14 protein-coding genes are annotated in these 14,674 nt (G+C 30.3%); 5 read left to right on the forward strand and 9 right to left on the reverse strand.

The window, feature by feature from the left end; all coding sequences use genetic code 11:
• Positions 1 to 191: 191 nt before the first annotated feature.
• From LS81_RS09420 to tssJ, 5 genes are read right to left on the reverse strand one after another with little or no spacing between them, the layout of a single operon-like run.
• The gene (locus LS81_RS09420) at positions 192 to 1,199 is read right to left on the reverse strand and encodes an FHA domain-containing protein (RefSeq protein ID WP_034346865.1); all 1,008 of its coding nucleotides are present in this window, start codon (positions 1,197 to 1,199) and stop codon (positions 192 to 194) included.
• 9 nt (positions 1,200 to 1,208) lie between these two features.
• A complete protein-coding gene (gene tssM, locus LS81_RS09425; RefSeq protein ID WP_034346863.1) occupies positions 1,209 to 4,769 on the reverse strand; it encodes a type VI secretion system membrane subunit TssM in 3,561 nt (1,186 codons plus the stop codon).
• Complete coding sequence (gene icmH / locus LS81_RS09430) at positions 4,769 to 5,554, reverse strand: type IVB secretion system protein IcmH/DotU (RefSeq protein ID WP_034346862.1); 786 nt, start codon at positions 5,552 to 5,554, stop codon at positions 4,769 to 4,771. The genes tssM and icmH overlap by 1 nt, the downstream gene beginning before the upstream one ends.
• Before the next feature lie 8 nt (positions 5,555 to 5,562).
• A complete protein-coding gene (tssK, locus tag LS81_RS09435; protein ID WP_034346860.1) occupies positions 5,563 to 6,939 on the reverse strand; it encodes a type VI secretion system baseplate subunit TssK in 1,377 nt (458 codons plus the stop codon).
• On the reverse strand, positions 6,936 to 7,409 hold the full coding sequence (tssJ, locus tag LS81_RS09440) for a type VI secretion system lipoprotein TssJ (RefSeq protein ID WP_004085271.1): 474 nt from the start codon (positions 7,407 to 7,409) through the stop codon (positions 6,936 to 6,938). Before tssJ ends, tssK begins: the two co-directional genes overlap by 4 nt.
• 147 nt (positions 7,410 to 7,556) lie before the next feature.
• Here tssJ and tssB point away from each other — a divergent pair, with 147 nt between their 5' ends.
• From tssB to LS81_RS09465, 5 genes are read left to right on the forward strand one after another with little or no spacing between them, the layout of a single operon-like run.
• Positions 7,557 to 8,054, forward strand: coding sequence for a type VI secretion system contractile sheath small subunit (gene tssB, locus LS81_RS09445; protein WP_004085273.1), 498 nt, complete (start codon positions 7,557 to 7,559; stop codon positions 8,052 to 8,054).
• A 9-nt stretch (positions 8,055 to 8,063) separates the two neighbouring features.
• A complete protein-coding gene (tssC, locus tag LS81_RS09450) occupies positions 8,064 to 9,533 on the forward strand; it encodes a type VI secretion system contractile sheath large subunit (RefSeq protein ID WP_034346859.1) in 1,470 nt (489 codons plus the stop codon).
• 2 nt (positions 9,534 to 9,535) lie between these two features.
• On the forward strand, positions 9,536 to 9,904 hold the full coding sequence (locus tag LS81_RS09455; protein WP_034346858.1) for a hypothetical protein: 369 nt from the start codon (positions 9,536 to 9,538) through the stop codon (positions 9,902 to 9,904).
• A gap of 33 nt (positions 9,905 to 9,937) precedes the next feature.
• The gene (gene tssF / locus LS81_RS09460) at positions 9,938 to 11,656 is read left to right on the forward strand and encodes a type VI secretion system baseplate subunit TssF (RefSeq protein WP_034346857.1); all 1,719 of its coding nucleotides are present in this window, start codon (positions 9,938 to 9,940) and stop codon (positions 11,654 to 11,656) included.
• Positions 11,653 to 12,621, forward strand: a complete 969-nt coding sequence (locus tag LS81_RS09465; protein ID WP_034346856.1) for a type VI secretion system baseplate subunit TssG — start codon at positions 11,653 to 11,655, stop codon at positions 12,619 to 12,621. Before tssF ends, LS81_RS09465 begins: the two co-directional genes overlap by 4 nt.
• 309 nt (positions 12,622 to 12,930) lie before the next feature.
• Here LS81_RS09465 and LS81_RS09470 read toward each other — a convergent pair whose 3' ends face one another.
• From LS81_RS09470 to LS81_RS09485, 4 genes are read right to left on the reverse strand one after another with little or no spacing between them, the layout of a single operon-like run.
• Positions 12,931 to 13,317 carry a hypothetical protein gene (locus LS81_RS09470; RefSeq protein WP_034346854.1) on the reverse strand — a complete coding sequence of 129 codons (387 nt, stop codon included), beginning with the start codon at positions 13,315 to 13,317 and terminating at the stop codon, positions 12,931 to 12,933.
• A complete protein-coding gene (locus LS81_RS09475) occupies positions 13,314 to 13,655 on the reverse strand; it encodes a hypothetical protein (RefSeq protein WP_034346853.1) in 342 nt (113 codons plus the stop codon). The genes LS81_RS09470 and LS81_RS09475 overlap by 4 nt, the downstream gene beginning before the upstream one ends.
• Positions 13,652 to 13,945 (reverse strand): hypothetical protein, encoded by a 294-nt coding sequence (locus tag LS81_RS09480; protein ID WP_034346852.1) that lies wholly within the window; start codon positions 13,943 to 13,945, stop codon positions 13,652 to 13,654. The genes LS81_RS09475 and LS81_RS09480 overlap by 4 nt, the downstream gene beginning before the upstream one ends.
• Positions 13,932 to 14,594, reverse strand: coding sequence for a ParA family protein (locus tag LS81_RS09485; protein WP_158659401.1), 663 nt, complete (start codon positions 14,592 to 14,594; stop codon positions 13,932 to 13,934). Before LS81_RS09485 ends, LS81_RS09480 begins: the two co-directional genes overlap by 14 nt.
• Positions 14,595 to 14,674: the final 80 nt, after the last annotated feature.

Below are 14,674 nucleotides of genomic sequence, written 5' to 3' on the forward strand. Positions count from 1 at the left end.
TCTTGCCTTTTAAACCTAAGCAGATATTACAAAGAGCTAATATGCAAAATTACAATCATACAATATTGCAGCAAAAAGATGTCTTAAAAGCATTGGAGTAATTTATAAAGTTAGTATGAGTTGCAACTCTCTATATACATCCTTCCCTATATCCTTTTATGTTATAAAACCATGTTTTGATAAACTATTTTTTAACCTTCTTTTTTCAAATAAGAATGCAAGGCTTGTATTAAGAGATACTGCAAGGTTTTTTCATCACCTCCTCTTTGTTCTTTGATGGCATGACTTAGTATTGCTCCTAATACATCATTCTCTAAAACTTCAAATAATGGGGTATGCAATTCTTTAAAAATAATTCCTAATACAAGAGTGTTAATGAGTAATGGAGAATCTATAAGTGGAGTATCTTGTAAAATATCTTGTATATCCTGCATAGTTAAATGTATATTTGTATGTAAGGGGATTTTTGCATCAATAAATAAATTTTTAAGAGCATTGTCTAAGAAAGTTAAAATAGTTTGTTTGTTGAGCGGCTGATTATTTTCAATGTTTGCTTCTTTTGTTGCAAATTGATTATGCAAGATTGCATGATTATTTGCTGTATCTAGTTGGCTATTTTTCTGTTTAGAGATTACATCATTTTGCATAAAAACTCTTTGGTTGCTACTAGAAAGAGTTTGCTGAATAGTATCAAAGGTATTAGGTGTAATATTGGTAAGATCATCTAGAATCTCATTTTCATGCAAGATATTTTCAATTGATGCTTCATGAATATTCATGCCATCTACTTGTCCCCTCGGTCTTATTTGTAATGTATCCAATTTGTCATAAGTAGCAACTTCTTTAATAATGTTTTTTGTATTTAGAATTTCTTCATTCAAATCTTTTGGATCTATAATGCTACATTGGTAGTTGCCGATCCTAAATGTATCACCAAGTTCAATAGTTGTTTCATAACCTGCAAGAAGTTTGGAGAATGAATTGTTATAAAAAATATCTGAATCTGCAATACTTGTAATTGTAAAAAAACCCTCTTCATATTGAATATGAACATGTTGTGAATTGATCTGTTGATCTTGTAAACAAAGATTATTGCCAGAATCACTCCCTATTGTACCGCCATTTTCATCAATAACACAATATAGCGATGTTGTGGATAAATCATTTATATGTTGTGCAGTAATAGCAATCTTTTGCATACAATTTCCTTACATAATAGAGTCTGGCATATTAAAATGTGTCAAAATATCAATAATCTTTAAAAGCTCTAGCTTGTTTGTAACATTAAAATCAAAATATAGTTTTTTGTTATCTTCAAAATAAAACGAATTGCGCATATTTTGATTTGGCATGACATCTTTCATAAATGCAAACCATGCCCATTCTCCAATATACACTTTTTTATATTGTGGATATTGGTAATAATCATTTGCAGTGAGTCTCAACTCGGTATTTTTATTAAAGTGCTCAATAATAACGTGGAGTTTTGGATGCAGCGTATGATCATAGTGGATGCTTGTATCATTATATCCCATGTCAAGAGAACTAAAGTCTGATGATAAATCAAGACATTGTATAAAAAAATTGAGTGTCAAATTGTTGTTTGCATCAAACATTGCACTTAAACTAGAGGTTTTGTTAAAAAAAGTTAAAAATTGTTCTTTTAGCTTAATTTTTGTCATATAGGTTGGATTAGGAATGTAGGCGCCACCCTTTTTTTGTATAATCTTACTTAAATACTGTTTATAAAAGGTCTGTAATGTGCCAGCATTACCAAAGAATCCTTTAAAAGTTTCTATCGACACAGATTCTCTAGAATATGTGTTAAAAGGATAAAGTGGAGATATATTATTCACAAAGTCTGTATAAACTTCATTTTTCCACACACTATTCAAAAGAACTCCAGCATTACTCTCTATGATTTTCCAAGACATTCGTGCCAAATGATTATAATATGCTTTTAGTTCTTGAGGTAAAACCTTACTATCTATATCAAGCTTTTTAAATGGGTCATTTTCATCATTGCTTCCATCAAGAATATAAACAATTTTTTCTTTGGCATCTTTTGTTATATCTTGCGTAAAATCTTCAATTTTTGCGGAGACATTTTGCACATCTTGTGCAATAACTGCCAACATGTTATTTTCATCTTTTGTTGCATTCTGTGAATTTGCTAATTCCTTATTTTTTGATTGACTAAGAGAATTGGCTTTAGAATCTATTAATGATTCTTCATTGGTTAAATCATAGTATGCTTTGAAGTGATTGCTAAGAGCTGTAAATTGTGTTTTTATTTCTTTGCTGGAGAATCCAAGCCCATAAGCATAACTAAGCAATAATGCATCGTTCAAATGGGTATTATCGTTTATTATCGCAATCAAATTATTGATAGGATTGCTAGGTTGAGACAAGATTTGTAGTTCATTAAGCAAAGCATTTCTTTCATGGTGTCTCTTGGGTTTGATAGCTTGTAATATATCTTCCCATTTTTTTTTATAGTCAGCAAGATAAACTTCTATAATTTTTGTATCCAACATCTTTTCATCATCATCTTGTCGCACTCCTTCGAGATACCACAAGTCAATATCAAGAGCATCATATATATTCTTTTCAAGATGGCTTAAAAACACCATTAAGCCTTCTTTGGTATATCTCTTGTCAATATGACTTAGTTTTTCTGGAGCTTCAAATACAGCATTAATGGATCCACCAATTTTATTTTTTATATTATAAGAAGTTTGTTTCTCAAGACTATTTTTAAAAGCTATAAGAGTATATATTCTTTGTGCTTTAGCAATTTGCATAATTTCTTCTTGTGCTTTGGCAACACTACCAATATTAATTGGATGAGCATGAAGAATTCTATCTGAGGCTAAATCCTCAGTACTAGCGATAAAATCATCTTTTGGAATATTGTACTTTTTAAAATACTGCCAATTCTTACCAATCCAAACTGCAAGAAGCGACTTATTAAGATAATGTGTGTCAAATAAAGACATATACATATATAATGTTTCAATAAGTGTCTCTGGAGTTTTATTATGTGCTAATATATGTTCCATTTCATTAATAAGTGTTTTACTTACAACATCTTCACTAATTGCATAATAGAGATCTTTGGCCGGTAAAAAAGCTTGATATGATGTATCAAGGAAAAAGTATTGGCTACCAACTGATGTATCAAACAATAACGGATATTTTTTTAAAATTGCTTTAAGATTTAACATAAGATTTACTTTTTCATAAAGGCTTAATATCTTATAGTTATTAGCATCTGCAAGGAGTGCATTAATACTGCTTAAAGAAGTATTGCTTTGTTCAATTGCTTTATATGCCTTATTGATATAATAAGCACTTACGCTATATGTCAGTATACACAGACAAACAGCCATAATGCCTAATCTTAATGTCACCCATGAGTTTTTAAAAATCATACCATTAAGATGAGAATCTTTTAAAACAATTTGTTCTAACATTGAATGTACAAAATAGCTTTGTTTGTGTTGCTTTGTAGCAGCCTTTGCTGCTGGCTTTTTAATAGCATATTTTTCACATACAGCATCAACTAAGTAATTTCTTGGAACATTTTCTTGGTAAGCTGAAGTGAAATAAATTCCACGAACATAAGACTTATTTTTTAGCACATTTTTTTCATTCACCTGTATTACAAAATCTACTACCAAAGCAAAGAGTGTATCAAGTTGCTTTAAAAATAAAAATGCCCTATTTTTCTCATCAAGAGAATGCAGAGATTTGTTTTTGTGCATGAAAGAGTACAATAATGATTTGCTGATAGCCTGAAAATAAGACAGTAATGTTTGCTTATTTGCCTGTTGTTCTAAAGTGATACCCAATATTTTATTTGCGACATTTTCGTTAAAAACATTCCAATAGATATCCATACCTTCCATAAGATCAAGTTTACTAAAAACTACATAAATAGGTAATTTTAGATTCAAATTTTGTTCACATTCATGAACTCTTTTAACAAGAAAGTGTATTAAATTGTCACTATATTGTTTTGGGTTATTAAGAAAGGAATGAATATCAATAACAAGCACAATGCCATTGAGTTTGCTGTGAAAAATGCTGGAATTAAGGAAAGAAAGAAACTTATTCCATACCGCTTTTTTTATTAGAAAATCTTTGTTTTTTTCCAAATCATCTTCGGCAATTTCATCTGTTGTATCTGGATTAAAAAAATCTTCTTGCGTAAAATAATTGCCTTCGGTATCGAGTAAAGCCCCTTTTTTAGAAACATAAAGATTAAAATTCTTAGTGCTTTTATGAATTTTTTTATATGATTCTAATTTATCGCTTAATGGATATTCAATGTTCGCGTAATTGATTAAAGAGCTTTTTCCTGCTCCCTCATTACCAATAACAATTACTAACGGAATATCTTTAAAACGAATTGTTCTTTTCCAAGTACTTTTGGCTTCATTTAAAGCAAGGGAATAATTGCGTTTTGCTTTGTGCAAAATTCTTGCAACCTCTTTTTTTAACTCCCTGCGTTGAACACCTTTTTCACTTTTTAATGTTCGTAAAAAATCCAGAAGAGGTCTCAACATAAAATAAAAAGCTATAATAAGCCATACAAGAACAAGAATACCCAATCGAACAAAAGCATTGCTAAATATGTAAATATCATTGAAAGCCAGTAGGGGTGCATAAATAAAAAATATTATGCTGAAAAATATGAACAAGCATATAAGAAATATGTATAGAAATGGTTTTGATTTGCAAAAGCTTGTTATTTTTTTCAGCATTATTGATCCTCATTGTTCTCTTGTTTGAATTTTTTAATATTTTGTATAAGAGTGTTTTTTGTTATGGTGTTATTAGATTCTATCTTAAGCATAGAAAAGAAAAAAGAAACAACTACGGTGCACATAACAACAATAAGTAAAAATGGCTTTAGGTATCTTTTTTTAAACAATTCTAAAATATTGTTACGGACAATATTTTTGTGAGCAATATTAAACGCTATATCTTCATTTGAATCTAATGCTGGTGTAATAGCCGCTGCAATATCATTGCAAAGATGGTTAATTTTTTCATCGCCCTGTTTATCAACAGTATATTTTCCCTTATAACCAAGAATAAGACAGGCATAGATGAATTCTAACATGTCTTTATATTTGCTTGGATTTAGCAAATACTGCCCAGCTATACCATAAAATTTATCACCACCTAGCATTTCATTAAACAAACGATTAGTGAGCGTATGGTTTGTAAAATCACTATTCATAATGCTTTCATTACGTAACAACATCTCATCAATAAATACACATAAACAATAGCGAAACTTGATTAAGTCTTTTTCATCATAGCAATGCATGGCACTTAGGCTGCCACTGATGGCAAGCACCTGATTTGCAAAAGTATCCCTTATTTCAACAATCAAGTCATCATCTAGCGCATGTATTTTTGAAAGTCTTGTGGCAAAAAGAAGAAGAGGTAGACTTAAGTCAATAATTTTATTATTCTGCATACCTGCAAAATTAGATTCAAGCAATAATGAACATTGTGTGCCATTTGTTTGTACGTTCATAAATACCCTTAGAATAATGCCCATAATTTAATATCAGGGCTAATTATATTATTTGTCATATAGATGCTTACTGTATTTTGATTAGCAAAATGTGAAAAAAGCGAATCTTTTTTATCAAGCTTAAAATATATATATCCACTTAAATGCGGTAATGCTGGTGGAATGCTTTGTATGGGTTCTAAATGCAATCCTTTCAGCTGGGATGCAACGATATTTTTTATTGCTGATTGTGTATGAATTTTTGTTTGTGTGGTAAATATTTCAAGCAATGTATTTGTTGGCAATGATGAACTGATTGCTAAAAATATCTCACCATTTTGAATAATTGATGCATTCTCAAAAATACAATCAAAAAATCCATTACCATTATCAACAACACTTGCTATAGCATATTTTGGTGAAGTAACATTTGCAAACAGCAAACGCAAATGATTGCTTAAGGGAATAAAAACTGATGAAAGATCATTGTGTTTATAAGCAATAAACTCAAACGATTCCTCGATTTCATGATGCAACACAAGCAAATCGGCTTGAAATTCTATCAATTTTTCATAGAGAAATTCAGGGTGCAATCTTTCTTTGTTAATCAAGTATGAAAAAATGCAATCATACTTTTTTAAAAGATTGAGAGATAGGTAGGTGCTAAAATCAAGTGTATTTTTTGTTTGATTAATGCCTCTAAAAATTTTTGTAAAAGTCTCTTTGTGTTGTTGAATAGAAAAAAGCATCTCTTCTAGGAAGGTTTTGATAAAAAGATTGTTGCTGATATCCATAGAAGTTGGAATAAATTTGTCATCAAGTTCTATTCTTTTATTGTGGTGTATATTTTTGATTTTTGCAATAGGGATTTCTAATTCATTAGGAGACTTATCTCCAAGCAAACCAAGCTTTAAACGTAAACTTCCCAACACAAGAGATGATGTTTGGTGTGTGTAAAATATTTCTGAATCTGTTTGCTGTGTGTATTCATTTATATCGTCGTGGATTTTAGAGACCACTGGCACATTTGTTGCAACATATTTAGAGTTTGAAAAGGTGTTGTTCAGAGAAATATCAGCAATAGAATCTGAAGATACAGGAATTTTTAATGTAATAATTGGTGACCCAACATTAGAATCAATCTCTAAGGCTTGTGGTAATAAATCATCGCTTGGAGCATTAAATACACTGCCATCTTGTGCAATACCACTAATCCTAGAGAGAGCTATTTTACCTAGATTTAATAATTCATTTGAAAATTCTACTTCAAAAAGGCCATAGAAATTACATAAGGACTTTGTTGTCTTGATATAAACAAGTTGCTCAAAATATCTTTCTTGCTGTTCAAAATGGATCTTATCTACATTCATCCCATTGTACCAAGCAACTTTTAATCTGCTATTCACCGCTTCTCCTTATTATTTGTTCCTCTGTTGTTTTTACTATTTGCAATGCCTTCTTGTGTAATATCAATTTTTATTGTATTTTTAAACACTTTATTTAATTTTTTGTAAAATTTTTGCTTCTTGCCCTGAGAATTTGCAAAAAGAGCCAGTATACCAATATATTTACCTTCTTTTTTTGCAAATTCTGCCACAAGCATATCTTTTTCATTAGGTGGAACTTGGATTCTAACCGAGTCTACATTGTCTCGACCAAGAACTACGCTCTCACGCATTGTTAGATCTTGAATACTTGCATATTCGAACTTATTAACATCTTTGAGTTGATAAATAACAAGCGTGATGGGAACATTATCGTTACGATTGTTGAGATTAGAATTATCATAGTTAGATGCCTGTATCCGTATAGGTGTACTGCACCCAATAAGAATCAACATCATAGCAAAAATTAAAGCCGTGCAAATATTTTTCATTATCTCTACTTTTTAGTTATGCCTTAAGAAATTAATTATGGGATGTATATTTTTGAGGATTTTATAATAATTTTTATGAAATTTGGTTATAAAATGGTAGAATCTAAAGTAGAATGGTAGAATCTAAAGTAAAATAAGGATTTTGTTATGGCAGAAAATTCAACTCCACCGAAAGAGCGCATCAATATCACTTACAAATCAAAAACTGGTGGACAAACTCCAGAGATTGAGCTCCCATTAAAACTAATGGTTATGGCTAATTTTACAGGTGGCAATAAAGTACCATTGGAAGAACGAGGGTTAACATCCATTAATAAACATAATTTTAATCAGGTTATGCAAAAGATGCAAATCGAGTCTCATTTTAGTGTCAAAAATACTCTTAGCCAAGATGCTGATGAATTGAATGTAAATTTGAAGATTGAAAACATGAAAGATTTTACTCCAGATAGCATTGCAAACCAAGTTCCAGAGCTCAATAAACTTCTTAAATTACGCGAAGCTCTTATTGCATTAAAAGGTCCAATGGGCAATATCCCAGATTTTAGAAAAGCTGTTTTGGAGGCTTTAAAGAATAAAGATATAAAAGAAAAGCTTTTATTGGAGATACAAGAAAGCCGAGAAAACAATGAACAATTAGATTGAAGGATAATTATGAGCGAAAAATTAGAACAAGAGGTAGAAACACAGAATGTCTCAATTATTGAGGGCATTATGCAAAAAAGTAAATATTCTAAAAATGATGAAAGTTATAGTATTGCTAAACTTGGTGTTGCAGAATTTATTACAGAAATTGTAAAATCTGATAATGCGGAGAGCAAAATCAATCGATTCACACTTGATGAAATGATTGCGCATATAGATGATTTAATTTCACAGCAAATGGATGAGATTTTACACAATGAGCAGTTTCAACAATTAGAATCTACATGGAGAGGTTTATATTTCTTAGTAGAACGCACGAATTTTCAAGAAAATATAAAAATTAACATTCTTGATGTTACAAAACAAGAAGCATTAGAGGATTTTGATTCAAATCCAGATATTACGACGAGTACGCTCTATAAATATATTTATTCTGCCGAATATGGACAATTTGGAGGAGAACCCATAGGAGCAATAATCGGTGATTATGCACTAAATGCATCAAGTCCTGATATGAATTTTTTATCCAAAATGTCATCAATTGCTGCTATGAGTCATTCTCCATTTTTAACATCTGTAGATGCAAGCTTTTTTGGGCTTGATAATTATGCAGAACTTCCAACAATACAAGATCTAAAAAGTTTATTAGAGGGTCCACAATATACAAAGTGGCGCACTTTTAGAGAGAACGAGGATTCTAAATATGCTGGACTTATGGTGACAAGATTCTTAACTCGTTCTCCATATGACCCACAAGAAAATCCCATAAAAAGTTTTAATTATAAAGAAAATGTACATAATTCGCACAATCATCTCTTATGGGGCAATACTGCTTATGCTTTTGCAACAAGATTGACTGATAGTTTTGCACAATATCGATGGTGTGGCAATATTATAGGTCCTAGAGCTGGTGGCGCCGTCACAGATTTGCCAGTATATCTTTATGAAAACTTCGGTACATTAGAATCTAAGATACCAACTGAAGTGTTAATTACAGATAGACGTGAGTATGAACTTTCAGAATCTGGTTTTATAGCTTTTACATTGCGAAGGGATAGTAACAATGCAGTCTTTTTCTCAGCGAATGCCGTATTGAAACCAAAAATTTTTCCAAATACTCCTGAAGGCAAAGAAGCAGAAACAAATTATAGGCTTGGAACACAATTGCCATATATTTTTTTGGTTTCTCGTCTTGCACATTATATTAAGGTTTTACAAAGAGAAGAAATTGGGAGCTGGAAAGAACGTAGCGATGTTGAAAATGGCTTGAATGAATGGATTAGACAATATGTTTCAGACCAAGAAAATCCTCCAGCAGAAGTGCGGAGCAGAAGACCTTTTAGAGGGGCTAGAATTACAGTAAGCGATATAGAAGGTGAAACTGGATGGTATAAAATAGATTTGAATGTGCGTCCGCACTTTAAGTTTATGGGGGCTAATTTTGAACTCTCATTGGTAGGAAAGCTTGATAAAGAATAACTATGTCTTTTGTTGATAAGGTTATTCATGTGCTTGATGAATATGTAGATTCTGAGTATGTTGAGAGTCCCATTCAAGCAATCAGAGAGCATATTGAAACTCTCATAAACACAAAAGAGGGTACACAGGAGTTATTATCTTATAACGATTTGGATTTAAACATCAAAAATCTAGCCATCGTAATGTCAGAAAGAATTTATGATATAGTTTCTACGTACGAATATAGAGCAAAGATTGTAAGCATTGAATATGATGAGACATTAGCACCTTGGCAACTCAAATTTTTCTTAACATTACAATATAATAAAAATTTAACAAATTTTAATATACAAATTATTTTTAATAGCAACCGTTATTATGAAGTTTTATAATAAGCTAAATAAGATAGAAGGGTATAAGGTTAGATGAAAAATATCTTTTATTTTAGAAAGGAAATTGATTATCTGCAAAAAACAAGGGAATTGTTTATTAATAAATATCCTAAACTTGCCCCATTTTTAGCATGTAACAGCAATGATCCAGATGTTGAACGCATTATTGAATCATTAGCAATTTTGACCGCTAAGATTAATGAAGAGCTTGATGGCAATATTCCATCTCTTGCAGAATCTCTTATTAATATCCTTATGCCAAACTATACAAACTCTTTGCCTTCATTTTGTATACAAAATTTTAACTTAAAACCAGATTCTAAAGATAATAATGTGTTTATTCCTAGACATACAAGCGTAGTATCTTCTCCTGTTCAGTCGGTTAGGTGTGAATTTAGGACAATTTATGATGTGATGTTGCATCCCTTGAAAATTTATAATGTTGATGTGGGCAGTGAGGGAAAATACACTACATTTGTGATCGACATAGAAACCACGCAAGATCATCTAACTATTGCAGATATTAACATAAAATATCTGAATTTATATCTTGGCAATGAGGTTTATACGGCAAATACCCTGCTTTTATGGCTTTTACAATATGTGAAAGAAATTATTATTCTCTCATACGATACACATACGAATTTTAAAATACCAACACATTGCTTACAGCCTATGGGGTTTAACAGAAATGAAAGTGTATTAGATAATGATGATTTAGGCTTTAGTGCATTTATGTTGTTGCAAGAATTATTTTTTATGTCAGAAAAATTTCATTTCATCCATCTTGAGGGTTTAGAAGCTTTAAAAGATGTAAAAAGTAAAAAAATGGGTATCAAATTTATTTTTAATAAGGAGCTTCCTAAAAATTGTTTACCAAGAGCAAATCAGTTTTCTCTCTTTGCAACACCAGCAATTAATTTGTTTTCTACACAGGCAGAACCAATACTTCTTGATCACTCAAGAAATACTCATCGAATATTTGTAGATAGAATGCACGAACAGGCTTATTGTGTTATACAGATTCTAAAAGTAAAAGCACATAGTAGCGATACTGGCAGACGAGTTTTTAAAAATTATTATAGTTTTGAGAGATTTGAGTTTTTAAATAAAAGCAATGATTTTTATGCATTAGCTAACAAAGTCGATGCTCATGGCCAACACTATAAAGAAATTTCTTTTTATACTAAGCATCACAGAAAAGAAACTATATCTATGGATGTATTGTGCAGCAATAATGATATACCAGCACAACTTAAACTTCATGACATTAACGAAATATTAGACTATAAGAGCGTTACAACAGAAAATATTACGTTACCCACACCAATTAAACACATAGACATGGATAGTGATATGATGTGGAATCTTGTTGTTATTTTGTCTTTTAATTATCAAAATATAACAAAAAAAGAAAGTTTATTGTCTCTTTTACATATTTTTGGGTTTACATTTGATTCTCAAGATAAACATTTTTTGACAAATCTAAGTGATGCAATTATTAATATACAATCACAACCGACCTATAAAGTTCATGGCTGTATCACAAGAAGAGGTATTCTTGTTACGATATCTATGGATGAGACTAAATTTTATTGTTTAGGAGAAGTATATAAAATAGGATTGATATTTTCGCACTTATTTGCTTCTTTTGCGGCTATTAATTCCTTTTGTGAATTAAATATTATATGTGTTTTAAGCAATACAATCTTTACATACCCTGTACAATTTGGAAATAAAGCGCTTTTATGAAAACATCTACATTCTATCATACTATAAAAACATTTTTACTGACACGCAAGAAACATCAAATATTTTTACGAACTGGGAAAAGTTTGGGGCATGCTTATAAGGAAATAGAGGTTATTGCACAAAATGACAATGAGACACTCTTAAAGACAACAGATTCTGCAGACAATACAACTTCTTTAAATGATCAACATGCAAATTGCGTTGAAATTAAAGCAAATTTTTTTGGTTTATTTGGAAGTTCTTCTCCTCTACCAAACTACATACTTGACAAATTTGCAAGAAATGAAGATTCTGGCAATGGTTTTAGCTTATTTTTTGATTTTCTAAACAATCATATTCTATGGCTTCTTTACGAAAGCATGTCACTTAGAAATTATCATAGATCTTTCAATGATAACTTGAATGATAGAATTTCGCATATTTTTTTAAAAATACTGGGTTTTAATAATGTAACAAATGCAAAAGAGTATTTACCATTTTCATCTCTTATATTAAGCTCAAGACGCCCAAAACCATATATTGAAAAGATTTTACAATATAATTTTAATCTAAACAATAGGATTTCAATTATTGAAAATATTCCACAACAAATTCCCATCAATATAACTCAACAAAATGTGCTAGGAATAAGAAATACGATTCTTGGTAAAAATTTTTTATTGGGAAAAACGATATGTTCTCACCAAAATAAAATATTGCTTGATATTAAAGATTTACAATATCATGAAGCGTTGGTTTACTTTCCTAATCAAATACAATTTAATCGATTAAAAGAAAGTATCGCTTTCCTTACAAACAATGAATTCGCGGTTGATTTGCGCTTAAATATACAATATAGCTCTCAAATGAATTTTATACTTGGTAATCTAGCGAATGCTAAATTGGGATTTGGTTTATTATTGGGAGGGGGTCAAAAAAACTTCAGCAATTCACAATATTGCAAATATATATCGCTGCATCAATAAAAACATTTTTAATTTTTAAAGACATAAAAACTATCAACAAGAATTTTGTAGCACATGCACAAGGAAAAACACTAGCGCAAACAAAGCGCGGTAGAACTAAAAAGGAAATGATAAAAGAGATAAAGTTTATGCTTTTATTGTATTCAAAGCAAACCTAATAAACTTGAATTAGAAGCAAAAACAAACATCTAACATTAGCAGAGTATTTTCGAATAAAACTTTTTAGTGAATAAAATGCAATTCAAAGTACAAAAACATAAATTTTATGTAAGATTTTTTGCCATTACTACAAAATTTTTTATATTATCATTATCTATATATCAACGATAGAAATCTCTCATTGTTTTCTAAAAATACAAAAATTATTAAACGAATTCTTGCCTTAAGAAAACTTTTTAAATAGTTAGAATTTTTATTCCAATCATCATTTAAATTTGCAAAATGTGGATTCTTTGTTTGTAGTGATACAATTTCATTCACATTTAAATTAAGAAATGTTTCGCATATTCTTTTTGATATATTATAAGCTTCTGTAGCCGCGTCTATCTTTTCCTTAAAAACATCTGCATTGAATTCTTTAAGATTGTGTAATTCTACAAAATCGTGCATTGATTCTACAAACCTTTCACACTCAAAAGTATCACACGCACAAGCTACCCCAACACTTAATAAACTCGCTAAAATTAACTTTTTCATTTAACCTCTATATTCACTACTTCTCTACATAACTTTTGATACTCATCATAATTCATATTCCATTCATCCAAAATACGCACTTCAAATAACATCTTGTCCCTTCTTAAAAACTCATTTGCATAATTGCAAGAACGTGTTAGCCTATCCCTAGCCTCTTCCATGTGATTTAAATCCTCTTTCTTTGCACCATTGTTTAGCAGTTTTTCATATTGAAACTTCCAGCCTTTATATGCACTTAAAAATGCTTGTGCTTGGACGCATAATTCACTATTGTAGCAAAAACACGTCTCTGCATGCATACTCACAAATAAAAAGCAAGACAACACAAACTTTCTCATTTTTTTACCTCTCCCTCATCAAAACTACTAAAATCTGCACCTAATTCTTTTTCTAGAAAACCTAAATAGTTAAATATAGCATCATATGCTATGACTTGCTTTGTTAATCTTGTTAGCTTTGTTGCATTATTCAAACGCCTTAATGTCTCTGTATCTAATTTAACATGTATTGAGCCATATATGCCACCTCTAGGTGTATCCTTATATTTAGCATTACCTCCTAAATAATCTAGAAAATCTTTGTTTTTTATATCAGATAAGCCTATTATCTTTTGTTTATTTATTGCCATGTATTTCCTTTACTAAAATTTCATTACAAAAGTCTTTAAATTCAATCAAAGCTTTATCATTACTTCTACAATAATCAAATAAACTTACTTGATTATCCGTAGCGTGTTGATATGCAACCCTTTCAAACAAAATGCTATTTAAAAGATATATATTGCTTTGTTTGCTTTTAATAATCTCTTTTAATGTTTCAATTTGTTTGATTTTTGGATTTGAATTAGCCCTATTTATGATCATATAAGCCCTTAAATCCTTATTAACACGCATAATCTTTTGTAGATAATCTATGATTGAATTAAGTATAATAATATTAAATGCACCAACGTTTATAGGGATTATACATACATCACTACGCTCAATCAAAAACGCATTTATACCCCTATCGCTACCACTAGTATCTGCAATAACAAATCTATGTTGATTTAATATGGTATTGATTTCTTTAGTTTCTTTTGCATATTTTACTTGCAGCCTTTTATCATTGCTGCATGAATGCCATAAAAATACGCTTCTTTGAGGGTCTGTATCAAGCAGTAAAATATCATGCGTTTGGAGTGTGAAAAAGCGTGCTAAATTTATAGCTATAGTGCTTTTCCCAACACCACCTTTTGGGATTAAGGATAGTATATGTATTTTTATATTTAGATTCACTAAATAACAATATATTATATGCATAATATATTGTTATTAACTATTCAATATCACTTTGTTGAATAAATAATATTCGTAGG

The organism is Helicobacter trogontum (assembly GCF_000765905.2).
Lineage (GTDB): Bacteria > Campylobacterota > Campylobacteria > Campylobacterales > Helicobacteraceae > Helicobacter_A > Helicobacter_A trogontum.